Raw genomic sequence first — 23,668 nt, 5'->3', positions numbered from 1 at the left:
TCAGGAGTGGGCAGGGGCCCGCCCGATCGTCAGGATCTCGCCTGCGGCGGCCTCGGCGGGCGCCGTGCCGCAGCACCCGCCGCCCGCCGCCTCCGGGGCGTCGAAGACCCCTGCGCCGCCGCACACGCCGGTGTCCGGCAGCACCAGCTCGACCCGCGCGGCTGCCTTGTGGTCGCCGGCGAGCGCCGCGACGACGCTGCGGACCTGCTCGTAGCCGGTCAGCGCGAGGAAGGTGGGCGCGCGCCCGTAGGACTTCATGCCGACCAGGTAGAGGTCCGGCTCGGGCTGTGCGAGGTCGGCCGCGCCGGTGGCCTGCACCGAGCCGCAGGAGTGGATGTTCGGGTCGATCTCGGCCGCGACCCGGCGGGGCGCCTCGAGGGTCGGGTCGAGGTCCAGGCGCATCTCGGACAGGAAGGACAGGTCCGGGCGGAAACCGGTCAGCACGACGACCGTGTCGGCGGCCGGGAGCGTGCGGCCGTCCTCGCCGACCAGGACCGCCTGCCCGTCCTCGGTGCGGATCTCGGCGGTCCGGAAGCCGGTGACCAGCTCGACCGCGCCGGAGTCGACGGCCTGGCGGGCTCGCTGGCCGAGCGCGCCCCGCTCGGGCAGCTGGTCGGCCGCGCCGCCGCCGAAGGTGCCGGCTCCGACCGCACGCCGGATCGCCCAGGTGATCCGGGTGCCGGGGTGGGTCTCGGCGATCTGGGTCAGCTCGTGGATCGCGTTGAAGGCCGAGTCGCCGGAGCCGACGACCACGGTGTGCCGCCCGGCGTACCGCTCGGGCCGGGCGCGGTCGGGAACCTGGGAGGTCAACAGGTCCGCGGCGGCCCGCTCGCCCAGCGCCGGGAGGCCGTCGGCGCCCGCCGGGTTCGGTCGCCGCCAGGTGCCCGACGCGTCGATGACCGCGCGCGCCTCGAGGCGTGACTCGTTGCCTGCGGCGTCGGTGAGGTGGACGGTGAACGGCTGGGCGGCGCGGTCGGCGTCGACCAGGCGGTCGCGGCCCTTGCGCGACACCCCGCTCACCCGGGCGTCGTAGCGGACCCGGTCGCCGAGTGCGGCCGCGAGCGGGGCGAGGTACTCCTCGACCCACTGGGCGCCGGTGGGGTAGCCCGCGCTCGGGGCGCTCCACCCCGACGGTTCCAGCAGCCGTCGTGCCGCGGCGTCGATCAGCTCGGGCCAGGCCGAAAACAGACGTACGTGCCCCCACTCGGCGACCGCGGCGGCCGGGCCGTCGCCGGACTCCAGCACGAGCGGCTCCAGGCCGCGCTCCAGCAGGTGGGCTGCGGCGGCGAGGCCCTGGGGGCCGGCGCCGATCACCACGACGGGCAGGTTGTTCATGTCTCTCCTCGAGGCGTCGATCGTCCATCGATGTTCTTCGATGCGACAACGTTGCCCCATCCATCGACAGATGTCAATGGATGGGGCATCATGGACCCATGCCGTCCCCGTTGCCCGTCCTCCAGCCCGACGACATCGCCGCCTGCTGCTCCCCGGTCACCGCCGGCCTGGTCGGCGACGACGCCGCGGAGATGCTGGCGCGGATGTTCAAGGCGCTCGGGGACCCGACCCGGGTCAAGCTGCTCTCCCTGATCGCGGTGGCGCCGGAGGGCGAGGCGTGCATCTGCGACCTGACCGAGCCGGTAGGGCTGCGCCAGCCCACCGTGTCGCACCACATGAAGCTCCTCGTCGACGCCGGCCTGGCCACCCGTGAGCAGCGCGGCCGCTGGGCCTACTACCGCGTCGCGCCCCAGGCCCTGCGGGCGCTGGCCGGTGCGCTGACGCCGATCGGGGCCTGATGGCCACGGCGACCCGGCGCTGCGGGTGGGCGGTCCTCGCCTGCTGCACCGCGCTGCTGCTCGCGGCGTGTGGCGGCGGATCCGGCGAGGACGCGGCGCCGACCGCGAGTCCCGCCAGCACGACCAGCCCGGCCAGCCCCACGCCCAGCCCCACGCCGAGCCCGACCCCCAGTCCGACGCCCAGCCCCAGCGCCAGCCCGACCCCCACCCCCGCGCAGCCGGCCGCGCCGGCCCACCAGGTCGACAAGCTCCTCGTCCTCGTCGTCGAGAACCACTCCCTCGACCAGATGCGCACCGGCATGCCGTGGACCTACGACCTCGCGACCCGCTACGGCCACGCGACCGACTACCACGCGCTGACCCACCCCTCGCTGCCCAACTACCTGGCCATCGCCGGCGGCGACACCTTCGGGATCGCCGACGACCGCACGCCCGCCGCCCACCGGCTGCGGGGCGCGAGCGTTTTCGGCCAGGCCGTGGCGTCGGGCCGCACCGCCGGCGTGTACGCCGAGGGCATGACGGCCCCGTGCGCGCTCGCCGACCACGCCAGGTACGCCGTTCGGCACAACCCCTGGACCTACTTCGCCGACGAGCGCACCCCCTGCTCGTCGTACGACGTCGCGCTCACCCGCCTCGACGCCGACATCGCCGCCGGCCGCCTGCCCGCGGTCGGGATGGCGGTCCCGGACCTGTGCAACGACGCCCACGACTGCGGTCTCGACTCGGCCGACCGGTGGATGCGCGACGTGGTCGGCAAGGTGCTGGCCGGCCCCGACTGGAGGTCGGGCCGGCTGGCGGTGGTGATCACGGCCGACGAGGACGACAAGCACCACGACAACGTGGTGCTGACCGTGGTGGTCCACCCCTCGCTCGACCACGTCGTCGTCGGGCGCCGGCTCGACCACTACGCGCTGTCCCGGGCCCTGTCCGAGGTGGCCGGCGGCGCACCGCTGCGCCGGGCCGCGAACGCCCCCTCGCTGCTCGACGCGTTCGGCCTGGTCCCGGCCGATTCGCCGGGCGCCGCCGCGCAGCCCTAGACTGGCGGCACGAAGGGGAGTAGTCCTCAACGGCTGTGTCGACACACTGGACCGCCGCGCTCGCAAGAGCGTCCGCGGGCCCGGCACAGCAGGCCACCGTGAGGTGGCGGACGAGACTTTCGACCAGTTGTGCGACCTGTTTTGTGACGGACGTGCCTGGTCGAAGGCACGTCATCGCGGCGGGCTCCTCGGCCAGGTGCCGGAGAGGAACCCCTGATGTACGCCTTCCTGCTGAGCACCGCGGTGATCTTCGTGGCCGAGCTCGGCGACAAGAGCCAGCTCATGGCGATGACCTTCGCCACCCGCTACCGCGCTCGCGACGTGCTGATCGGCCTCACCGCCGCGACCGCCGTCGTCCACCTCGCGTCGGTCGGCATCGGCTACGTGATCGGTGACGCGTTCGCCGGCTACCAGGGCACGATCGAGGTCTGCGCGGGCCTGGCGTTCCTCGGCTTCGCGCTGTGGACCCTCCGGGGCGACGAGCTGACCGAGGACGACGAGCGCAAGGCCGCCAGCGCCACTGGCCGGGCCGTCCTGGTGGTCGCCGTGTTCTTCTTCCTCGCCGAGCTGGGCGACAAGACGATGCTCGCGACCATCACCCTGGCCACCCAGGAGGGCTGGTTCGGCACCTGGCTCGGCTCCACGGTGGGCATGGTCGCCGCCGACGCGCTGGCCATCGGTCTCGGTGCGGTGCTCGGCCGCCAGCTGCCCGAGAAGGTCATCAAGTACGGCGCCGCCGCCCTCTTCGCGCTGTTCGGGCTGCTGCTCGTCGCGAGCGGGGCTGGTTGGATCTGAGGGTGACCCCCTCGGACCAGGCAGCACCGGCGCACCCGGTCTGGACGCCTTGGCGCACCGTCTTCGCGTTCGGGCTGGTCAGCCTCGCGGCCGACATGGTCTACGAGGGCATGCGGGCCATGGCCGGGCCGTTCCTCGGCAGCCTCGGGGCATCCGCACTGACGGTCGGCCTGGTCACCGGGGCGGGCGAGGCGGTCGCGCTGATGTTCCGGCTGGTGACCGGGCCGTGGGCCGACCGCAGCCAGCGGCACTGGCGGCTGACCGTCGTCGGGTACGCGATGACGGCGGTGTGCGTGCCGCTGCTCGCGGTCACCCCGTTCCTCGGCAGCGCCGGGCTCGCGGTCGCCGCCACGCTGATCGTGCTGGAGCGCACCGGCAAGGCGGTCCGCAGCCCCGCGAAGTCCGCGCTGCTCGCGCGGATGGCGACCTCGACCGGCCGGGGCAAGGGCTTCGCGGTCCACAAGGCCCTCGACCAGGTCGGCGCGTTCACCGGCCCGCTGCTGCTCGCCGGGATCGCCGGCCTCACCGGCCTGCTGTGGCCGGGGTTCGCGGTGCTCGCGATCCCCGGCGCGCTGGCGATGCTGCTGCTCGCGCAGCTGCGTCGCCGGGCGCCGATCGCCACCCGGGCCGAGCCCGACGACGAGGCCACGGTGCCGGCCCCGACGGGGCGCAGCGCCTGGGCCGAGGTCCGTGCGGCGGCGCTCGGCGCCGACCTGCCGGGCACGTTCCACCTGTTCTCGCTGTCCGCGGCGCTCACCACCGCCGGCCTGATGACCTTCGGCGTGATGTCCTACCGCTTCGTCGAGGCCGGCCTGGTCGCCGCGGCCGTCGTGCCGCTCGTCTACGCGCTCGCGATGGCCGTCGAGGCGCTGGCCGCGCTGGCGACCGGCGGGATGTTCGACCGCTGGGGCGGGCGCGTCCTGCTCGTCGTACCGGTGCTCGTGGCGGCCGTCCCGCTCTGTGTCTTCACCGACCAGCTGACGCTGGTGCTCGTCGGCGTCGTCGTGTGGGGCGCGGCCACCGGCGTGCAGGACTCCACGGTCAAGGCGTACGTCGCCGACCTGGTCCCGGCCGGGCGCCGCGCCACGGCGTACGGTGTCTTCGCGGCCGTCCAGGGCCTCGGCGCACTCGCCGGAGGCGCCCTCGCGGGCGCGCTCGTCGACCACCACGCGCGACTGCTCGCCATGGTGATCGGCGTACTGCAGGCGGCAGCCGCTGTGCTGCTGTGGCGCACGACCCGGAGGGAGCCGAGGCGATGAGAGAGACCGAGGTCGTGCTGCGACCGGTCGTGGCCGAGGACCTGCCGCTGCTGGGCGGCGGGGACGCGCCGTACGACGACTTCGGGCCGCGAGCGCCGCGCACCGAGCCCTACTCCCCGGAGCTGCGCGAGTTCGGCGGCCTGGCCGTGTGCGACGCGGCCGGACTGCTGCTGGGCAGCGTCAGCTGGATCTGGCAGCAGTGGGGCCCGATGCCGGAGTCGCGCAACCCGATGATCGGCATCTGGCTGCGCCCGGAGGCTCGCGGTCGCGGCGCCGGGACGGCGGCCCAGCGCGCGCTCGTCGACCTGTTCTTCCGGCACACCACCGTCAACCGGGTCGAGGCCTGCACCGACGTCGAGAACCTCGCCGAGCAGCGGGCCCTGGAGAAGGCGGGCTTCACCCGCGAGGGCGCCGTCCGGGGCGCGCAGTGGCGCGCGGGCTCCTTCCACGACTGCTACTCCTACAGCATCCTGCGCGCGGACCGGACCGGCTGAGCACACCTCCGTGACACCGCCTGCCCGGCGAGCGGTGACCGCGGTCGCGCGGGGCGTCCGCTCGACGGTGACGGAGCTCGGGTCCGGGCGTCGAGGTTCCCGGCCGGGTCGGTCGCATCGACCGCCAGGTCCCGGGTACCGCCCCCGACGGGGAGGTAACGAGGATGCGTGCACCGGTCCGCGCCGGCCTGGCGCAGTTGGCGGTCGCGGCAGCGCTGCTCGCGACCTGCCCGGTGCCCACGCACGCCACCGCGAGTCGCGCCGAGGCCGGCGATCGCGGCCTGCGGGCCATGGGCGAGAGCTACGAGAGCGCCGTCCTCCAGGCCCTCGAGCGGCGCCGGGAGCGCCGCGGGCTGCGCGGCCTGGTGCCGTCGGCGTGCGTCGACGCGCTCGCCGAGGCGCGCTCGAGGCGGATGGCGGTGCGCGACGAGATGGTGCACTACCCGGGCCTGAGCAAGGTCTTCGGCCGGTGCGGCGGTGCCCGGGTCGGCGAGATCATCGCGCGCGGCAGGGGCTTTCGGGACCCGGCCGTCGTGGTCCGGGCCTGGATGGAGTCACCCACGCACCACGAGGTCATCGTGCGGCCGTCGTACCGTCAGGCCGCGGTGGGCGCCTGGCGTGACGAGCACGGCACGGTGTTCGTGAGCGTGATCTTCCGGGCGCCCTGAGCCGGAGGGGGCCGACGGCGCGGGGGGCGGTGGCCCCGCCGGAATCCGCGCGCCACCGTTGGTGTTGCATGACTCCGTGACAGCCACCACCTCCGTCGACGCCGCCCAGGACACCAGCCTCCAGCGCCTGCTCGTCGTCCTCGGGATCGTGGTCCTCGCCTTCAACCTGCGCCCGGCGGCGTCCAGCGTCGGCCCGCTGCTGGAGGAGATCCGGGGCGGCGTACCGCTCGGCGACACCGAGGCCGGGCTGCTCACCACGCTGCCGGTCATCTGCTTCGCGCTGGTCGGCGGCCTCGCGCCTCGCCTGGCGTCCTGGCTGGGACTGCACCGGGTCACGCTGCTCGGGTTGCTGCTGCTCGCCGGCTGCCTGTGGGGCCGCGGTCAGGTCCACCAGGGCTGGCTGTTCCTCGTCCTGTCCTTCGCCGCGCTGGCGGGGGCGGCGAGTGCCAACGTGCTGATGCCGTCGCTGGTCAAGCTGCACTTCCCGCAGCGGGTCGGCCAGCTGACCGCGGTCTACACCACGTCGATGGCTGTCGGCCTCACCGCGTCCTCCGCCCTCAGCGTGCCGATCGCGACGGCGGGTGGCGGCGAGGTCGACTACGCGCGCGGCCTCGGCGCCTGGGCGGTGACCGCGGCCATCGCGGTGCTGCCGTGGATCGGGCTGCTCGGGCACGACCTCCACGAGGGTCGTCGTCCCCACTCCCTCGGCGTGAGCGCCATCGCCCGGACCCGGCTCGGCTGGGCGATGGCCGGCGCCTTCGGCCTCCAGTCGCTGCAGGCCTACGCCGTCTTCGGCTGGTTCGCCCAGATGTGCCGCGACGCCGGCTACTCGGCCGAGGCCGCCGGCGTGCTGCTCGGCGTCGTCACCGGCGCCAGCATCCCGCTCTCGCTGCTGATCCCGGTCCTCGCCGGCCGCCTGCGCGACCAGCGCTGGCTGCTCACCGCGCTGATGGCCTGCTACCCGGTCGGGTACCTCGGCTTCCTCGCCGACCCCCGGCCCCTCGGCTGGCTGTGGGCGCTGGCCATCGGCTGCGGCGCGAGCACCTTCCCACTGATCCTCACCCTGATCGGCCTGCGCAGCCGCACCCCGGAGGGCACCGCCGCGCTCTCCGGGTTCACCCAGTCCGCCGGCTACCTGATCGCGGCGGCCGGCCCGTTCGGCGTCGGCCTGCTGCACGCCGCCACGGGTGGGTGGACCGTGCCGGTCCTGGTGCTCCTCGCGCTGTGCGTGCCGCTCTACCTGTGCGGCCTCTACGCCACCCGCGACCGGTACGTCGAGGACGAGCTCGGCCCGCGCGGCTGAGCCGATCTGCACAGAACCTGCACACGTCGTCCCCGCCTCCCGCGCTTGCGGGGTCCTAGCCTCGAGGGCATGCAGAGCGTGCGCCGCCGGGTCCTCGTGGTCGAGGACGACCCGGTCATCAACCAGGCGGTCACGGACCGCCTGCAGGCCGAGGGGTACGACGTGGTGCGGGCCGTCGACGGTCCCGCCGCCGTGGCGGCGTACGGCGAGCACGCCCCCGACCTGGTGCTGCTCGACGTCATGCTCCCCGGGTACGACGGCCACGAGGTGTGCCGCCGGATCCAGGCCGACCGTCCGGTGCCCGTCCTCATGCTCACCGCCCGCGCGGACGAGGCCGACGTGCTCGTCGGGCTCGGGGTCGGCGCGGACGACTACCTGACCAAGCCGTTCCGGATGCGCGAGCTGGTCGCCCGGGTCGCGGCGCTGCTGCGTCGCGTGGACCGTGCCGCCGAGCTGGCCGGCCGTCGTGCGCTCGAGCTCGGCGACCTGCGGGTCGACGCCCCGGCGCGCCGGGTGTGGCGGGGCGAGGAGGAGGTGCGGCTGACGCCGACCGAGTTCGACCTGCTGCTCTGCCTGGCCGCCACCCCGGGCGCGGTCGTCACCCGCGAGAAGCTGCTCGCCGAGGTGTGGGGCTGGGACGGCGCGACCGGCACCCGCACCGTCGACAGCCACGTGAAGGGGCTGCGCGCCAAGGTCGGCGCCGACCTGGTCCGCACCGCGCACGGGGTGGGCTACGCGCTGGAGGTCCCGGGGAACCGCGCCCCATCCGAAATGGTCGGGGAATAGGCCGATGAGCGACCAATCCGCATGGGGCGCGCGAGGCAGGACCCCGCAGCCGCTGGTCGGTGTCCGCTCGATCAAGGTCAAGCTCGGCCTGCTCGTCGCGGCCAGCGCCACCGTCGCCGCGCTGGTCGCCGCACTGGGCCGCTCGGGTGGTGTCCCGACCTGGCTCACCCTCCCGGTCACCATCGGCCTCGCGCTCGCCCTCACCCAGCTGCTCGCGGTCGGGATGACCTCGCCGCTGCGGCAGATGACCGCCGCCGCGCGCCGGATGGCCACCGGCGACTACGACGTCCGGGTCCCCGACACCGCGCGCGACGAGGTCGGCGAGCTGGCTCGCGCGTTCAACACCATGGCCCGCGACCTCGCGGGCGTCGACCGCCAGCGCCGCGAGCTGGTCGCCAACGTCAGCCACGAGCTGCGCACCCCGCTCGCCGGCCTGCGGGCGGTGCTCGAGAACGTCGTCGACGGGGTCGTCCCCGATGACCGAGCGGTGCTCGCCACCGCGCTCGCCCAGGCCGAACGGATGAGCGGGCTGGTCGAGGACCTGCTCGACCTGGCCCGCGTCGACGCCGGCAAGGCGCCGCTCGCGCCCCGCGCGGTCCCCATCGCCGCGCTCCTCGCCGACGCGGTCGCCGAGGCGGAGGCCCTCGGTCGCGGCGTCCGGTACGACGTGCAGGTGGCCCCGCCCGAGCTCGTGGTGACCGCCGACCCGGCGCGCCTGCACCAGCTCGTCGCCAACCTGCTCGACAACGCCTCGCGGCACAGCCCGGCCGGGGGCACCGTCGAGGTGCACGCGGCGGCGACGGGGGAGCGCTACCGGATCGACGTCCGCGACTCCGGTCCCGGCGTGCCCCCCGCCGACCGGGAGCGGGTCTTCGAGCCGTTCGGCACCCTCGCCGCCTCCGCCGCCGCCGGCACGGGGGGCACCGGGCTCGGCCTCGCCATCGCCCGATGGGTCACCGACCTGCACGGCGGCACCATCGGCTTCCTCGACCCGGCGGACGGCACCAGCGGTGCGCGGGTCCGGGTCGACCTGCCCCGCGAACCCGCGGCCCGCCCGGCCGCCGCACCGACCCAGGAGGTCCCCGTGTCCGCCCCGATCGCTCCGCCGCCGTTGCCGGCACCCGTCCCACCGCCCCCGTCGGTCACCGACGACCTGCTCGGCGGCTTCTGGCCCGAGCGTGGCGTCCCGGTCCGCCCCGGCCTGCTGCTGGGCGCCCTGGGCGCCGGCCTGCTCGGCGGCCTGGTCCTGCCCGAGCGGGCGCTGGGCATCGGCACCTTCCTGGTCCTGCTCGCCGCCGGGTCCGTGGTGCTCGCCGCGAGCCGCGCACGGCGCGACCCGTTCACGCTCGCCTGCACCGGACTGTGCGTGCTGCTCGCCGCGACGGCCGTCGTACGGGATGCCGAGTGGGTGGTGGTGCTGTGCCTGTTCGCCGGCGCCGGCCTGTGCGTGATCGGCGTGACCCGGGGGCGCAGCCTCGGCGGGTTCGTGCTGTCCGGCCTCATGTGGCCGGTCGCCGGGCTGCGGGGGATGCCGTGGCTGGGGCGGACGGTCGCCGCGCTGCCGGTCGTCGGGCACGGCGCCGCGCTGCTGCGCACCCTGGTCTGGTCGGTGCTCGGCCTGGTCGTCTTCGGCGCCCTGTTCGCCTCAGCCGACGCGCTGGTCGCGGAGTGGGTCGACGCCCTGCTGCCCGACCTCACCGTCGACACGTTCGTGCTCCGGGCGTTCGTGACGGTCGCCGTCGGCGGCACGGTTCTCGCGGCGGCGTACCTCGCCCTCAACCCGCCGCGGGTCGACCGCGACCCTACCGCCGCACGCAGCGTGGCCCGGCGCTACGAGTGGCTCGCGCCGGTCCTGGTCGTGGTCGGCGTGTTCGCGGTCTTCCTCGTCGCCCAGGCGGCCGTGGTGTTCGGCGGGCACGCCTACCTGCGGCGCACGACCGGGCTCACCTATGCCGAGTACGTCCACGAGGGCTTCGCCCAGCTGACCGTCGCCACCGCGCTCACCCTGCTCGTGATCGCCGTCGCCGCCCGCAAGGCCGCGCGGGAGACCGCCGCCGACCGGCTCTGGCTGCGCGCCGCGCTCGGCGCCCTGTGCGCCGAGACGCTCGTCGTCGTCGCCTCCGCGCTGTACCGGATGGACGTCTACCAGGACGCCTACGGCTTCACCCGGCTGCGGCTGCTGGTCGACGTCTTCGAGGGCTGGCTCGGTGTGCTGGTGCTGGCCGTCTTGGTCAGCGGGATCGGGCTGCGGGCGGCCTGGCTGCCGCGCTTCGCGCTGCTCAGCGGCGTCGTCGGTCTGCTCGGCCTGGCCCTGGTCAACCCGGACGCCTGGATCGCCCGGCACAACCTGGAGCGGTACGCCGAGACCGGCCGCGTCGACTGGTTCTACCTGCGTGACCTGTCCGAGGACGCCGTCCCGGTGCTGGCCGGGCTCGACGGGCAGGACCGGGTGTGCGCGCTGGCCGGGCGGGAGGTCGGTGGCGACGACTGGCTGGAGTGGAACCTCGGCCGGGCTTGCGCTGCCGATGCGCTGGAGGGGAGCGAGCGGGTGCCGCTCGGCGAGACGGTCGCCTGCGCCGGCAGCGGGGACTGAGTCCCTTCCGCGGCGCCGCGCCTTCGGTGCATGCCCGCCGCGCTCGCACCCACGGGCGTGAGCGTGTCTCACCCGAAGGCGAGACCCGACGGGCACGCGCCGCTGCGGTACCCGATCGCGGCCACCGGACACCCCCTCGGACCGATCCCGGCGAGATTCGGCGGCCGGGGCCGGGTTCCAGGAGGCGACGCGACGCCGATCGCGGCGGCTATCGCGTCGGTGGCAGCTTCTCAACGGCGGTGAGCAGGAAGGAGGCGATGTCCTCGGTCGTGAACACCGGCTTCGTCTGCTTGCCCATCACGATGTCGACCACCTGCAGCTCCATCAGCACGGGTCCCTGGCGCACCAACGAGCTGTGCAGCAGCCAGTACGCGCCCCCGCCGGCCTCCTCCATGGTGGTGAGTGCGCCGTAGCGGTCCTCGCCCACGTCGGGGATGGTCATCGGCTCCGCCTTGCCGGGCCCTTCCTCGCCAGCGGGGATCTTTCCCTCGCAGGCGCGCATCCCCGCGCGCAGCGCGTCGAAGGTCGTCTCGACCTCCGCCGGATCCGCGGCCATCAGGAACTCCTGGACGAAGATCAGGTGGCCCACCCGATCGCCCCCGGCCATGTCGATCGGGTCCTTCTCGGACTGGTCGAGCTGCCGGAAGGCCTGCCAGCGCAGGTCCGCCGCGGCGGAACGAGCCTCGTCGCCGGCCTTGTCGCACAGGTCGATCCGTGGCAGCAGCTCGCGCTGCTTCTCCGGCACCACGCCGTCCACCGCGTCTGCCGCGTCCGGGGGGACGTTCACCGACCACGTGCCGTCGTAGTCGTGTTCGGTCACCAAGGCGGCCGCCAGCTCCTCGGGCGTCGGTACCGCCGCCTGCGATGTCGTGGCCGGGGCGCTGGACGGCGGCGACCCCGACTCGGAGCCGTCGCCGGCGCAGGCGGTCAGGGACAGGATCGCCGCACTGGTCAGGCCGACGACGAATCCACAGCGACTCATCACGTGACTCATGGGGCAGGCCTTCCGCTCGTCCGTGCCTGCGAGCATCCCGCCCCTCAGGGGTACGAGGTAGGGGACGAAGTCCCGGACATCACGGACCCTTGTCGTCGACCATGCGCCCGAGTCGGATGAGCGCACGAGGCGGCATCGACCCCGCGACCCGGCAACCCGGGTGGACGCCACCACCGACACCCTCGACCGGCGGGGCCCGGACCGGCACCTGAGGACCGCACCCCGGTACCTCAGGCCGAGGTGCCGCACCCCGCCATGTTCCTAGCGTGGACGACATGACGATCCTGCTGTCCGATCCCCGTGTCCGCGCGGTGCCCGTGGTCGAGTGCGGGGCGCCGCTGGTCCGGCTGCCGCACGATCTCTCGCCCGCCGGCGCCCTGGTGCGCGCGGACCTCGCGGACCGGTTGGTCGCCGCGGACCGGTTGCTGCCGACCGGCGTCCGGCTCCGGGGCGTCGAGGGCTTCCGGCCGGTCGAGGAGCAGCGCGCGATCGTGGCGTCGTACGGCGCCGAGCTGGCCGCACTGCACCCCGGCCTCGGTGAGCAGGCGCTCGAGCGGCTGACCAGTCGCTTCGTCGCTCCCGTCGACGTGGCGCCGCACGTGGCCGGGGCGGCGGTCGACCTCACCCTGGTCGACGTCACCGGCGAGGAGCTCGACCTCGGCACGCCGATCGACGCGACACCCGAGCAGAGCGACGGCCGGTGCTGGTTCGCGGCGGCCGGGATCGGCGCGGACGCCCGGGCGCACCGCACCCTGCTCGCCGAGGTCCTCGGGGCCCAGGGGCTGGTCAACTACCCGACGGAGTGGTGGCACTGGAGCCACGGCGACCGGTACTGGGCGCTGCTCACCCACGCGCCGCACGCCCGCTACGGCCCGCTCGCGTCGGCGGTGGCGGCGTGAGTCCCGTGTGCGGGCTCGCGGTGGCCGTGGGTCCGCGTACGACGGGCGCGCCCCGGCTCACCGTCGACCTCGCGGCCGTCGCCCGCAACACCCAGACCCTGGCCGAGCGCGCGTCCGGCGAGCTGATGGCCGTGGTCAAGGCCGACGGCTTCGGCCACGGGGCGGTCGACGTGGCCCGGACCGCTCTCGCGCACGGGGCCACCCGGCTCGGCGTGACCAGCCTCGCCGAGGCGTTCGCGCTCCGCGACGCCGGGCTCGTCGTCCCGGTCCTCAGCTGGCTCAACCCGGTCGACGCCGACTTCCCTGCGGCCGCCGTCCGCGACGTCGAGGTCGCCGTCCCGAGCCGCGCCCACCTGGCGGCGGTCGCCGCCGCCCCCGGCCGGCACCGGATCCACCTCCACGTCGACGCCGGCATGGCCCGCGACGGCGCGGAGCCCGGCGAGTGGGGTGCGCTGTGCCGGGCCGCCCGGCGCGCCGAGCAGCGCGGCCAGGTCGAGGTCGTCGGCGTGATGGGTCACCTCGGCTGTGCCGACGACCCGGCCGACGGGTGCAACGCCCGCGGCCGGACCCGGTTCGCCTGGGCCGTCGAGGTCGCCCGCGCCGCCGGGCTGCGGCCGCGCCACCGGCACCTCGCCGCGACCGCCGCCACCCTGACCGACCCGCGCGCCCACCACACGATGAGCCGCGTCGGCGCCGGCCTGGTCGGCATCGACCCCTCCGGCACCACCGCGCTGGAGCCGGCGATGACGCTGACCGCGCCGCTCGTCCAGGTCCGCCGGGTCCGCGCCGGCACCGCCGTCGGCTACGGCCACGTGCACCGCACCACCCGCGCGACGTACCTCGGCCTGCTCCCGCTCGGGTACGCCGACGGCCTGCCGCGCGTCGCCTCGGACCGCGCCGAGGTGCTGGTCCGCGGCGTCCGGCGTCCGCTCGTGGGCCGGATCTCGATGGACCAGGTCGTGGTCGACCTGGGCGCGTCCGGCGCGGAGGCCGGCGAGACCGTGACCGTCTTCGGGCCCGGCCGGGACGGCGAGCCGACCGTCGCCGAGTGGGCCGCCTGGGCCGGCACGATCGAGCACGAGGTGGTCACCGGGATCGGCGCCCGCGTCCCGCGCGCCACCCGGGCGGCCGCCCACCTGCGGAGCCTGGCATGAGGACCCGGGTGGCCGTCGTCGGCGGCGGACAGAACTGCGAGCACGACGTCTCCCTCGCCTCCGCGGCCTCGGTCGCGGGCGCCCTCGACCCCGCGACGTACGACGTCGTCCCGCTCACCATCGGCCGTGACGGCACCTGGCGCGACCGCGGCCTGCGGCCGATCGGGCTCAGCGGCGCGGCCCAGGTGCTGCGCGGCTGCGACGTCGTGTTCCCGGTCGTGCACGGCCCACGCGGTGAGGACGGCGCGCTGGCCGCGCTGTGCGAGCTCGCCGGACTGCCGTACGTCGGCAGCGGGATCCGGCCCGGCGCGCTGGCGATGGACAAGTGGGCGACCAAGCTGGTCGCGCAGGCGGTCGGGATCGCCGTCGCCCCCGGCACGCTCGTCACCGCCGGCACCGCGCGGCACCTGCGCTGGACCCACCCGGTGGTGGTCAAGCCGGTCGCGGCCGGCTCCAGCCAGGGCGTCAGCCGGGTCGACGTACCGGACGCGCTGGGGCCCGCCCTCGAGGCCGCCTTCGCGCTCGACGACCGGGTCCTCGTCGAGGACGTCGTGGTCGGTCGCGAGGTCGACGTCGCCGTGCTGAGGCGCGCGGACGGCAGCCTGTTCGTCCCGCCGGCGCTGGAGATCGTCGCCGACGGGATCTTCGACTACGACGCGAAGTACGGCGGCCACGCCGACTTCCGGCTCCCCGCCCCGCTGGACGACGTCGATGCCAAGGCGTTGAAGGAGGCCGCGGTCGCGGTGTTCGAGGCGCTGGGCTGCGCGGGCGTCGCCCGGGTCGACTTCTTCCTCACCGCCACCGGCCCGGTGCTCAACGAGGTCAACACGATGCCCGGCCTGACCGCGCACTCCCAGGCGCCGCGTATGTTCGCCGCCGGCGGGATGGCATACGCCGACCTGCTCGACGAGCTGGTCCGCGCCGCCCACCGATGAGTGCGTGGCCGGCCGGGTTGCGGTTCAACGACCGGATTTGTCGTGTCGGGGACGGGTTCACTACAAACTCGGTAGTTGAACCGACCCGATCGGCAGGAGGACCGGCGTGAACCGTGCGGAGCGCTGGCTGCCGGACCTGCTCGCGGGGGTGGGCGTCCTCGTCGTCGCGCTGGTCGAGGTCGACCGGTCCTACGAGCCGCCTCCCGGGGCTGCGCTCCTGGTCGTGGCCGGTGTCGCGGTCGCGGTGGGCCTGGCCCGGCGGTTGCCCGCGGCGGCGCTCGCCGTCGCGTGGGGGACCGGGACGGTGCAGATCCTGCTCGGCGTCGACCCGATGCTCTCCGAGGCGCTGCTCGCCGTGGTCGCGTTCGGCTGCGCGCGGTGGGGCCGCCCGCTGACCGTGTGGCTCAGCGGGCTCTCGATCCCCCTGAGCGCGGCCATCGCGGTGCTGATGTGGTCGCCGTACGCCTTCTACGAGGCGATGCGGATGCTCGGCGTCGAGCGGCTCGCCGTCGACTCCTACAGCCGCTACGACTGGCGGCTGGCCGCGGCACTGGTCGGCTTCGCGCTGCTGGCGACACCGTGGCTGCTCGGCCTGGCGGTCCGCTTCGCCGCCCGTTCGCAGGACTCGCACCGCTCGCAGGTCGCGGCCGAGGCGCAGCGCGACCAGGCCGAGGAGATCGCCCGGCTGCGGGAGGAGCAGGCCCAGCTGGCCCGTGACGTGCACGACGTCGTCGGTCACTCGCTGGCGGTGATCCTCGCCCAGGCCGAGTCCGCCCAGTACCTCGAGGAGGCCGACACCCAGGGGCTCAAGACCACGATGGCGAACATCGCCGGGTCGGCGCGCTCCTCGCTCGAGGACGTCCGCGAGGTGCTCGCCTCGACCGCCGGGCAGGCGTCGGCGGCCACCCGGGCCGCGCAGCACGCGGACCTCGACAGCCTCGTCGAGGGGGTGCGCGCGAGCGGGCACGAGGTGGTGACGACCGAGGTCGGTACGCCGCACCCGATGCCGCCCGAGCTCGCGGTCGTGGCGTTCCGGGTGCTGCAGGAGATGCTGACCAACGCGATCAAGCACGGCCGGCGCGACCAGCCGGTCCACGTCGAGCGGCACTGGGAGGGTGACTTGCGCATCGAGGTCCGAAACGCCCTACCCGCGGGGGATCCGGCACCCGGTGGGGGACAGGGACTCGACGGGATGCGGCGCCGGCTGGAGGCGGTCGGCGGCCGGCTCGACGTACGCCGCCGGGCCGATCCGCCGACGTTCACCGCGACCGCGTGGGTGCCGGTGCGTAACCGATGATCAAGGTGCTGCTCGTCGACGACCAGGAGCTCTTCCGCGAGGGCGTCCGGGTGATCGTCGACGCCCAGGAGGGGATGGAGGTCGTCGGTACGGCGGCCGACGGCCTCGAGGCGGTCCGGCTCGTCGACGAGCTGGCGCCCGACGTGGTGCTGATGGACATTCGGATGCCGGAGATGGACGGCGTCGAGGCGACCCGGCAGATCTTCCTGCCCGACCGCGCCGCCCGCCGCGAGCGCCCGGTCCGCGTCGTCGTGCTCACCACCTTCAACCTCGACGACCGCGCCGCGACGGCGATCAGGTACGGCGCCAGCGGGTTCCTGCTCAAGGGCACCACCCCCGTCATGCTGCGCGACGCCATCCGCACCGTGCACGTCGGCAACGCGGTGCTCGCCCCGGCCGACCTGTCCACCCTGCTGGACAGCCAGTTCCAAGCGCCCGCGGCTCCGCCGGCGTCGTACACCGGGCTCACCGAGAAGGAGCGCGAGGTGTTCTCCGCCGTCGCCCGGGGGCTGTCGAACCAGGAGATCGCCGGGCACGTGTTCCTCAGCGAGTCGACGGTGAAGACCCACGTCGGCGCGATCCTGCGCAAGCTCGGGTTGCGCGACCGGGTGCAGATCGTCGTCTTCGCGCACGAGCACGGCCTGGCGGGCTGAGCGAGCCGACCGTGCCGAGCCGCCACGACATCGTCACCTTCCACGACCCGCCGGTGCCGCCCGGCGCCTCGCCGTGGGTCGACGGCGCCGGGCCCAGTCGCGGCGGGGCTGGTCTGAGTCGGGCACCCCATGCGAATGGGTTGCGAACGGGCCCGATCTTCAGCCAAATCGCATGGGGCGCGGAGCAGGAACCCCGCCACTGACCTGCCGGGAAAACCGTGACGCCGTGTCACTACTATCCGCTCTATGCACCGGGTCGTCGCAGCAGGAGCCTTCGCGGTGCACGTGGTGTTCGTCGGTTTCACGGTGATCGGCGGCTTCCTGGCGTGGCTGATGCCGTGGGTGCTGCTTCCCCACCTCGCCGCGGCCCTGTGGGGTGGGCGGATGGCCGTGACCGATGCCGCGTGTCCCCTCTCGCGCCTGGAGGACTGGGGCCGCGAGGGTGCGGGCAAGCCGCGGATGGACGAGCGTGGGTTCATCGCCCACTACCTCGAGGACCGGGTCTACCCGTCCCGCCTCGCCCGCCGGGTCGAGGTCGGGGTGGCGACGCTGGTGCTCGGTTCCTGGCTCGGCTTCGCGGTCCGCTGACCGGTCGTGGGCTCCCAGACGAAGCCGTCGGGGTCGCTCGCCGCGGTGCTGCCGCCGACAAGGACCACGCGGTGCGAGCCGCTGCCCTCGATCGGCACGCCGGCGTCCTTCGCCAGCGCCTTGCGGGGCAGTAGGCCCAGGATCACGGAGCCGGAGCCGGGCTCGAACTCGACGTACTTCCTCCCGAAGCTGCGGGCGATCGCGAACCCGCGCTCGACGTAGAACGCCTTGCTGGCGGCGATGTCTTCGCACCCGATGAGGAGCACGATGCTCTCGATGTCGCGCCTGGCCGGTCCCTTGTTCTTCTTCGACGAGCTGACGACCTTCCAGATCGTGCCGTCGGGCGCGCGCAGCACGCCGCCGTAGCCCCAGAAGGACTTGGCGACCGGCTTGATCGCCGTCGCGCCGGCCGCGAGCGCGGTCTCGACGAGGCTGTCGACGTCGGCCGGCTGGGCCAGGGTGAGGGAGACGTGGAAGCCGCGGAAGCCGTCGGTCGGCGCGTCCGACGCGCGGAACTCGAGCGGGAGGTCCGAGCCGAAGGCCCGGGCGTAGAAGTCGCGAGCGGCGGCCGGGTCGGCCACCTCGAGGGTGAGGGCGTCCAGGGAGTTCGGGTTCATGTCCCCGACGCTAGGTCCGCCCCGATCGCCGCTGCTTCTCGATTCCTGACGGCTTCGGCGCGGTGGTCGCGGCCGATCCTGTCCGGTGGTTGAGGTGCGAGGCCGCCCGCGGCCGATCCTGTCCGGTGGTTGAGGTGCGAGGCCGCCCGCGGCCGAGCCTCGAAACCTCCGGGCCCGATGCTGGGACCCGGCCATGCGGACCTTCCGGCAGCACGGCTCCTGGTTTCGAGGCTCCTCGCTGGCGCTCGTCGCACCTCAACCAGCGGTGGCAGCACGGCCCCTGGTTTCGAGGCTCCTCGCTGGCGCTCGTCGCACCTCAACCAGCGGCGGGCCGAGGCTCAACCAGCGGTGGGCCGGAAGCTGCGCAGCCGCAGGCTGTTCGACACCACGAACACCGACGAGAACGCCATCGCGGCCCCGGCCAGCATCGGGTTGAGCAGGCCGGCGGCGGCCAGCGGCAGGGCGGCGACGTTGTAGGCGAAGGCCCAGAACAGGTTGCCCTTGATCGTGGCCAGGGTCCGCCGGGAGAGGCGGATCGCGTCGACCGCCACCTGCAGGTCGCCGCGGACCAGGGTGAGGTCGCTGGCCTCGATCGCCACGTCGGTGCCGGTGCCCATCGCCAGGCCGAGGTCGGCCTGGGCCAGCGCGGCGGCGTCGTTGACGCCGTCGCCGACCATCGCGACGACGCGACCCTCGTCCTGCAGCCGCTTGACGACGTCGACCTTGTCGGCGGGCAGTACGTCGGCGATCACGTCCGCCTCGTCGATCCCGACCTGCGCCGCCACGGTCCGCGCCACCACGGCGTTGTCGCCGGTGAGCAGCACGGGTCGCAGCCCCAGCGAGCGCAGCTGCGTGATGGCGGTGGCCGAGGTCGGCTTGACCGCGTCGGCGACCACGACGACCCCGCGAGCCTTGCCGTCCCAGCCGACCGCGACGGCCGTGCCGCCCGTCGCCTGGGCCTGCTCGAGCGCCGACTGCAGTGCCGGCGAGAGGTGCTGCGACCACTCCTCCAGCAGCCGGGGGCGACCGACGAGCACCGCGTGCGACGCGTCGCCCTCGACCAGGACGCCCTGGACGCCGAGCCCCTCGATGTTCGCGAAGTCCTCGACCGTGGGCAGGTCGCCGGCCTCGCGCGCCGCGTCGGCGACGGCGCGGGCGATCGGGTGCTCGGAGGCGTCCTCGAGCGCACCGGCGTACCGCAGCACCTCCGCGGCGGACTCGCCCGGCTCGGCGACCACGTCGCGCAGCGTCATCCGCCCGGTCGTGACCGTGCCCGTCTTGTCGAGGACGACGGTGTCGACGGCGCGGGTCGACTCGAGCACCTCGGGGCCCTTGATCAGGATGCCGAGCTGGGCGCCCCGGCCGGTGCCGACCATGAGGGCGGTGGGCGTGGCCAGGCCGAGGGCGCAGGGGCAGGCGATGATGAGGACGGCGACCGCGGCCGTGAACGCCGCGGCGAGGCCGTCGCCCGTCCCGAGCCAGAAGCCGAGCGTGCCGGCCGCGAGCAGGATGACGATCGGCACGAAGATCCCGGAGATCCGGTCGGCCAGGCGCTGGACCTGGGCCTTGCCGTTCTGGGCGTCCTCGACCAGCCGCGCCATCTGCGCGAGCTGGGTGTCGGCGCCGACCCGGGTTGCCCGGACGACCAGCCGGCCGCCCGCGTTGACGCACGAGCCCACGACCGGGTCGCCCTCGCCGACCTCGACCGGCACGGACTCGCCGGTCAGCATCGAGGCGTCGACCGCGGAGCTGCCGCGCTCGACCACGCCGTCGGTGGCGATCTTCTCGCCGGGGCGTACGACGAACCGGTCGCCCACCTTCAGCTCCGCCACCGGCATCCGGGTCTCGGTGTCGTCGGGCCCGAGGACGGCGACCTCCTTGGCGCCGAGCTCGAGCAGCGCCTGGAGCGCCGCCCCGGCCCGCCGCTTCGAGCGTTGCTCGAAGTAGCGACCGGCCAGGATGAAGGTCGTCACGCCGGCCGCGGCCTCGAGGTAGATGTTGCCGCTGCCGTCGCTGCGCTCGATGGTCAGCTCGAACGGGTGCTTCATCCCGGTGACCCCGGCGGTGCCCCAGAACAGGGCGTACAGCGACCAACCGAGCGCGGCCAGCGTGCCGAGCGAGATCAGCGTGTCCATGGTGGACGTGCCGTGGCGCAGGTTGGTCCAGGCCGCCTTGTGGAACGGGTAGGCGCCCCACACCACGACCGGAGCGGCCAGGGTCAGCGAGAGCCACTGCCAGTTGTCGAACTGGAACGCCGGCACCATCGCCATCGCGATGACCGGCACCGACAGCACGGCCGAGACGACGAGCCGCTGCCGCAGCGTCGCGACCGGATCTGCCTCCGCTGCGGGCTCCTGGCCCTCCGCAGCAGGCGGCTTCGGCAGCGAGGCGCCGTAGCCGGCCGCCTCGACGGCAGCGACCAGGTCGTCGGTGGAGACGCCGTCGGCGTAGGTCACCTTGGCCTTCTCGGTCGCGTAGTTGACCGTCGCGGTGACGCCCTCGAGCTTGTTGAGCTTGCGCTCGATCCGGTTGGCGCAGGAGGCGCAGGTCATCCCGGTGAGGGCGAGCTCGACCTGCTGCTCCCCGCCGGCCGGCGTCGTGGGGTCAGTGTGCGTGTCCACTGGTGTCTCCGTGCTCCTGGTCGGTGCTCTGCGCGACACCCTCGGCGGTGACGGTGAACGCCGCGGTGCGGACGACGCCGTCGTGCTGGAAGTCGAGGTAGAGGTGGTAGGTCCCGGCGCTGGGGACGGCCGCGTGGAACACGACGTCCGGGCCCGGCTGCGTCGTACCGTCGCCGGGCTCGCCGTCCGGGTGGACGTGGAGGTAGGCGAGGTCGCCGCTGCGCAGCGCGACCAGGTGGCCGCAGGCGCCGAGGTAGGGCTGCAGGTCGGTGACCGGCTTGCCGTCCTTGCTGATGCTCAGCGTGAGCCGCGCGTCGGCGCCGGCGGCGAGGTCGCCGGCGAGGGTGACCTGGTAGCCGTCGACGGTGGCGGTGCGGGACTCCTCGGTCGGCGCTGCCGCCTCGAACGCACCGTCGACCGCGAGGTCGGTGCCGAGGGTGAGCGCCGCGCCGCCGGTGGCCTTGAAGTCGGCGAACAGCCGCCAGGTCCCCGGCGTCAGCGCGAGGTCGGTCGACCAGGTGCCGTCGGTGAGGGTGGGGTGGACGTGCTGGAAGCCGCTGAAGTCGCGTCGTACGGCGATCAGGTGGAGCTGCTTCTCGTGCTGGACGTCGTACGACGTCACGGGGGCGCCGTCGGGTCCGGTGATGGTGAAGCTCACCGGGACCGCGCTGCCGGCAGCGGCCTGTGGGCGGTCGAGGGTGAGGGTGTAGCCGTCCTGCGAGGTCATGAGTCCTCCGGGGATCTCGGTTCTCCCGGGCGGTGCCGGCGTCAGGTGGGTGCGCTCGGCGTGCGTGTCGTGGGTCGCCGGCTCCGCGCCGACCGGGCCGATGGCCCGGCCGGCGAGAAGGGCGACGCCGAACACGACCGCGGCGACGGCACCGAAGCCGGCCAGCCGTGTCGGGTTGTTCATGCGAGCTGGTAGCCGGCCTCCTCGACGGCGGCCTTCACGGCGGACTCGTCGAGGGGAGCGGCGCTGGTGATGGTGACCGCACCGGTGGGCAGGTCGACCGCGACGTCCTCCACGCCGGCGATCTCCTGCACCTCCTCGGTGACGGAGGCGACGCAGTGGCCGCAGGTCATGCCGGTGACGGTGAAGGTCTGGGTGGTGCTCATCGGAGATTCCTCTCGCTGGATGGGATGGAAGTCGGATCGGGACGCGTCAGGAACGGACCAGGCGGGCGATGGCGTCGGAGGCCTCCTTGAGCTTGATGTCGGCCTCCTCGCCCCCTTCCTTGGCGGCGTTCACGACGCAGTGCGCCAGGTGCTCGTCGAGCAGGCCGAGCGCGACGGACTGGAGGGCCTTCGTCATGGCGGAGACCTGGGTGAGGATGTCGATGCAGTACTGCTCCTCCTCGACCATCCGCTGCAGACCTCGCGCCTGGCCCTCGATGCGGCGCAGCCGCTTGAGGTAGTCGTCCTTGGTGCGGTTGGCGATGTAGCTGTGCTGGTGCTCCGCGCCGGTGTCGCTGTGTGCCATGGCCCTGTGTCCTTCGTGTGCGGGGGAATCGACCTGCCCGAACAGGATACCCCCCTGCGGTATTTCGTGGTAGCGTCCCGATCCGTTCCATACGGTACCCCCCTAGGGTACCCATTCGTCAAGAAGGAGAATCGAGATGTCAGTCCTCACCCCGCCGGAGGCCGGTCGTCGGAACCGCCGCTGGCTCGGGCTCGCGGTCATCGCCGCCGCCCAGTTCATGGTCATCATGGACACGTCGATCATCGGCGTGGCCCTGCCCGAGATGCAGCGCGACCTCGGCTTCAGCGCCGAGAACCTGTCCTGGGTGTTCAACGCCTACGTCGTCGCGTTCGGCGGCCTGCTGCTGCTCGGCGGCAAGGTGTCCGACGTCCTCGGTGCCCGCACCGTCTTCGCCGCCGGCTGGGTCGTCCTCGCGGCCGGCTCGCTGGTCGCCGCGATGGCGGGCAACGTCGAGGTGGAGCTCGCCGGTCGTGCGATCCAGGGGGCGGGCGCCGCGCTCATCGCGCCGTCCGCGTTGACCCTGCTGATGATGCTGTTCGGTGGCAACCCGCGCGAGCTGACCAAGGCCCTGGCCCTGTACGGCGCCGCCGCCCCCGCCGGCGGCACGGCCGGTGTCTTCCTCGGTGGCGTCATCACGGAGTACCTCAGCTGGCCGTGGGTGTTCGCCATCAACATCCCGATCGCGCTGGTGATCCTCGCGCTGGTCCCCTCCTCGATGCCCGCCGGCGCGACGGGCGGCTCGCGCCGCGTCGACGTCGTGGGTGCGGTCACCGTGACCGCCGGCCTCGCCGCGCTCGTGTACGCCGTGGTCCAGGCCCCCGAGGTCGGTTGGGGGGCCGCGCGTACCTGGTGGGTCCTCGCTGCCGGCCTCCTCCTGGTGGCGCTGTTCGTCGCCCAGCAGGCCCGCGGCCGCGACCCGCTCGTCCGGCTCGGTATCCTCCGGGCGCCGAGCCTGGCCGCCGCGAACCTCGCCCAGCTCCTGCTCGGCGCCGCGTGGATCCCGATGTGGTTCTTCCTGAACCTCTACCTGCAGCAGGTGCTCGGCTTCACCGCGTTCCCCAGCGGGGCCGCGCTGCTGCCGATGACGCTGTTGATCATGGTCGGCATGGTCGTCCTGGCGCCCCGCGTCCTCGCCGCGCTCGGCGTCCGCACCACGACCGTCACCGGGCTGGCGCTGCTCGCCGCCGGCATGGCCTGGCTGGCGATGGTCGACCCCGACGGCAGCTACGCCGTCGACGTCCTGCCCGCCTCGCTGGTCGCCGCGCTCGGCATGTCGCTCGCCTTCATCCCCACCTTGGGTACGGCGATCTCCGCCGCGCCGCCGGAGGAGGGCGGCCTCGCCTCGGGGATCGTCAACACCAGCTACCAGATCGGGTCCGCGCTGGGACTGGCCGTGATGACCGCGATCGCGACGGCCGCCGGCGCCGACCGGCTGGGCGACCCGGCCGCGCTCACGGACGGCTACGCGGCCGCCTTCGTCGGCGCTGCCGTGGTCGCGGCGGTGGGTGCGCTCGCCTCGGGCGTGCTGCTGCGCGATCCTCGGTCGTGACTCTCCGGGACGTCCTCCGGGTCGCCGTCGTGTGCGCGCTGCGCTGCGCGGCGGCGGCCCTGGCGGAGATGGTCGCCTCCCACCGTCGCACCTGACGAACGGGGGGGGGGGGGGGGCGCGGGGGGGGGGGCCACGGGTCGAGGGGGGGGGTGGGGG

General features: G+C 74.3%; 23 protein-coding genes. 16 read left to right on the top strand and 7 right to left on the bottom strand.

Going from position 1 to position 23,668, the window contains the following annotated elements; translation table 11 throughout:
- A complete protein-coding gene (locus KU893_RS13235) occupies positions 1–1,335 on the bottom strand; it encodes an NAD(P)-binding domain-containing protein (protein ID WP_218234847.1) in 1,335 nt (444 codons plus the stop codon).
- A 98-nt stretch (positions 1,336–1,433) separates the two neighbouring features.
- Here KU893_RS13235 and KU893_RS13230 point away from each other — a divergent pair, with 98 nt between their 5' ends.
- The 9 genes from KU893_RS13230 (at position 1,434) to KU893_RS13190 (ending at position 10,728) form a co-directional block, all read left to right on the top strand.
- Positions 1,434–1,793 (top strand): ArsR/SmtB family transcription factor, encoded by a 360-nt coding sequence (locus tag KU893_RS13230; protein WP_218234846.1) that lies wholly within the window; start codon positions 1,434–1,436, stop codon positions 1,791–1,793.
- Positions 1,793–2,830 (top strand): alkaline phosphatase family protein, encoded by a 1,038-nt coding sequence (locus KU893_RS13225; RefSeq protein WP_218234845.1) that lies wholly within the window; start codon positions 1,793–1,795, stop codon positions 2,828–2,830. Before KU893_RS13230 ends, KU893_RS13225 begins: the two co-directional genes overlap by 1 nt.
- Positions 2,831–3,046: 216 nt before the next feature.
- Positions 3,047–3,625, top strand: coding sequence for a TMEM165/GDT1 family protein (locus KU893_RS13220; protein ID WP_218234844.1), 579 nt, complete (start codon positions 3,047–3,049; stop codon positions 3,623–3,625).
- A gap of 2 nt (positions 3,626–3,627) precedes the next feature.
- On the top strand, positions 3,628–4,884 hold the full coding sequence (locus KU893_RS13215; protein WP_257441420.1) for an MFS transporter: 1,257 nt from the start codon (positions 3,628–3,630) through the stop codon (positions 4,882–4,884).
- Complete coding sequence (locus tag KU893_RS13210; protein WP_218234843.1) at positions 4,881–5,378, top strand: GNAT family N-acetyltransferase; 498 nt, start codon at positions 4,881–4,883, stop codon at positions 5,376–5,378. The genes KU893_RS13215 and KU893_RS13210 overlap by 4 nt, the downstream gene beginning before the upstream one ends.
- Positions 5,379–5,542: 164 nt before the next feature.
- Positions 5,543–6,046, top strand: coding sequence for a CAP domain-containing protein (locus KU893_RS13205; protein WP_218234842.1), 504 nt, complete (start codon positions 5,543–5,545; stop codon positions 6,044–6,046).
- A 76-nt stretch (positions 6,047–6,122) separates the two neighbouring features.
- Positions 6,123–7,349, top strand: coding sequence for a CynX/NimT family MFS transporter (locus KU893_RS13200; RefSeq protein ID WP_218234841.1), 1,227 nt, complete (start codon positions 6,123–6,125; stop codon positions 7,347–7,349).
- A 69-nt stretch (positions 7,350–7,418) separates the two neighbouring features.
- The gene (locus KU893_RS13195) at positions 7,419–8,135 is read left to right on the top strand and encodes a response regulator (RefSeq protein ID WP_218234840.1); all 717 of its coding nucleotides are present in this window, start codon (positions 7,419–7,421) and stop codon (positions 8,133–8,135) included.
- A gap of 4 nt (positions 8,136–8,139) precedes the next feature.
- Complete coding sequence (locus KU893_RS13190; protein WP_218234839.1) at positions 8,140–10,728, top strand: DUF4153 domain-containing protein; 2,589 nt, start codon at positions 8,140–8,142, stop codon at positions 10,726–10,728.
- A 208-nt stretch (positions 10,729–10,936) separates the two neighbouring features.
- Here the strand turns inward: KU893_RS13190 and KU893_RS13185 are convergent, their stop codons facing one another.
- Positions 10,937–11,710 carry a hypothetical protein gene (locus KU893_RS13185; protein ID WP_218234838.1) on the bottom strand — a complete coding sequence of 258 codons (774 nt, stop codon included), beginning with the start codon at positions 11,708–11,710 and terminating at the stop codon, positions 10,937–10,939.
- Between the two features lie 287 nt (positions 11,711–11,997).
- Here KU893_RS13185 and KU893_RS13180 point away from each other — a divergent pair, with 287 nt between their 5' ends.
- From KU893_RS13180 to KU893_RS13155, 6 genes are all read left to right on the top strand, one after another.
- Entirely contained in the window at positions 11,998–12,621 is a 624-nt protein-coding gene (locus KU893_RS13180) for a M15 family metallopeptidase (RefSeq protein ID WP_218234837.1), read from the top strand.
- Positions 12,618–13,775: an alanine racemase gene (gene alr, locus KU893_RS13175; protein ID WP_257441418.1), complete on the top strand. Its 1,158-nt coding sequence runs from the start codon at positions 12,618–12,620 to the stop codon at positions 13,773–13,775. Before KU893_RS13180 ends, alr begins: the two co-directional genes overlap by 4 nt.
- Complete coding sequence (locus KU893_RS13170; protein ID WP_218234836.1) at positions 13,772–14,710, top strand: D-alanine--D-alanine ligase family protein; 939 nt, start codon at positions 13,772–13,774, stop codon at positions 14,708–14,710. The genes alr and KU893_RS13170 overlap by 4 nt, the downstream gene beginning before the upstream one ends.
- A gap of 106 nt (positions 14,711–14,816) precedes the next feature.
- Positions 14,817–16,007: a sensor histidine kinase gene (locus tag KU893_RS13165; RefSeq protein WP_218234835.1), complete on the top strand. Its 1,191-nt coding sequence runs from the start codon at positions 14,817–14,819 to the stop codon at positions 16,005–16,007.
- Positions 16,004–16,660, top strand: a complete 657-nt coding sequence (locus KU893_RS13160; protein ID WP_218234834.1) for a response regulator transcription factor — start codon at positions 16,004–16,006, stop codon at positions 16,658–16,660. Before KU893_RS13165 ends, KU893_RS13160 begins: the two co-directional genes overlap by 4 nt.
- A gap of 246 nt (positions 16,661–16,906) precedes the next feature.
- The gene (locus tag KU893_RS13155) at positions 16,907–17,248 is read left to right on the top strand and encodes a DUF2784 domain-containing protein (RefSeq protein ID WP_218234833.1); all 342 of its coding nucleotides are present in this window, start codon (positions 16,907–16,909) and stop codon (positions 17,246–17,248) included.
- On the opposite strand, the gene KU893_RS13150 is transcribed toward KU893_RS13155, so the two are convergent.
- From KU893_RS13150 to KU893_RS13130, 5 genes are all read right to left on the bottom strand, one after another.
- Complete coding sequence (locus KU893_RS13150; RefSeq protein ID WP_218234832.1) at positions 17,164–17,865, bottom strand: VOC family protein; 702 nt, start codon at positions 17,863–17,865, stop codon at positions 17,164–17,166. The genes KU893_RS13155 and KU893_RS13150 overlap by 85 nt on opposite strands.
- 338 nt (positions 17,866–18,203) lie before the next feature.
- Positions 18,204–20,417, bottom strand: coding sequence for a heavy metal translocating P-type ATPase (locus KU893_RS13145; RefSeq protein ID WP_218234911.1), 2,214 nt, complete (start codon positions 20,415–20,417; stop codon positions 18,204–18,206).
- A gap of 52 nt (positions 20,418–20,469) precedes the next feature.
- Positions 20,470–21,396, bottom strand: coding sequence for a DUF8832 domain-containing protein (locus KU893_RS13140; RefSeq protein WP_218234831.1), 927 nt, complete (start codon positions 21,394–21,396; stop codon positions 20,470–20,472).
- Positions 21,393–21,599 carry a heavy-metal-associated domain-containing protein gene (locus tag KU893_RS13135; protein ID WP_192687132.1) on the bottom strand — a complete coding sequence of 69 codons (207 nt, stop codon included), beginning with the start codon at positions 21,597–21,599 and terminating at the stop codon, positions 21,393–21,395. Before KU893_RS13135 ends, KU893_RS13140 begins: the two co-directional genes overlap by 4 nt.
- Before the next feature lie 46 nt (positions 21,600–21,645).
- Positions 21,646–21,963 carry a metal-sensitive transcriptional regulator gene (locus tag KU893_RS13130; protein ID WP_218234830.1) on the bottom strand — a complete coding sequence of 106 codons (318 nt, stop codon included), beginning with the start codon at positions 21,961–21,963 and terminating at the stop codon, positions 21,646–21,648.
- Between the two features lie 136 nt (positions 21,964–22,099).
- Between KU893_RS13130 and KU893_RS13125 the strand changes: the two genes are divergently transcribed.
- Positions 22,100–23,512, top strand: a complete 1,413-nt coding sequence (locus tag KU893_RS13125) for an MFS transporter (RefSeq protein WP_218234829.1) — start codon at positions 22,100–22,102, stop codon at positions 23,510–23,512.
- The last annotated feature ends 156 nt before the right edge of the window (positions 23,513–23,668 follow it).

The sequence above is a fragment of the Nocardioides daeguensis genome (genome assembly GCF_019192965.1).
Taxonomy (GTDB): Bacteria; Actinomycetota; Actinomycetes; order Propionibacteriales; family Nocardioidaceae; genus Nocardioides; species Nocardioides daeguensis.
This window is presented reverse-complemented; position numbering and strand designations above follow the sequence as displayed.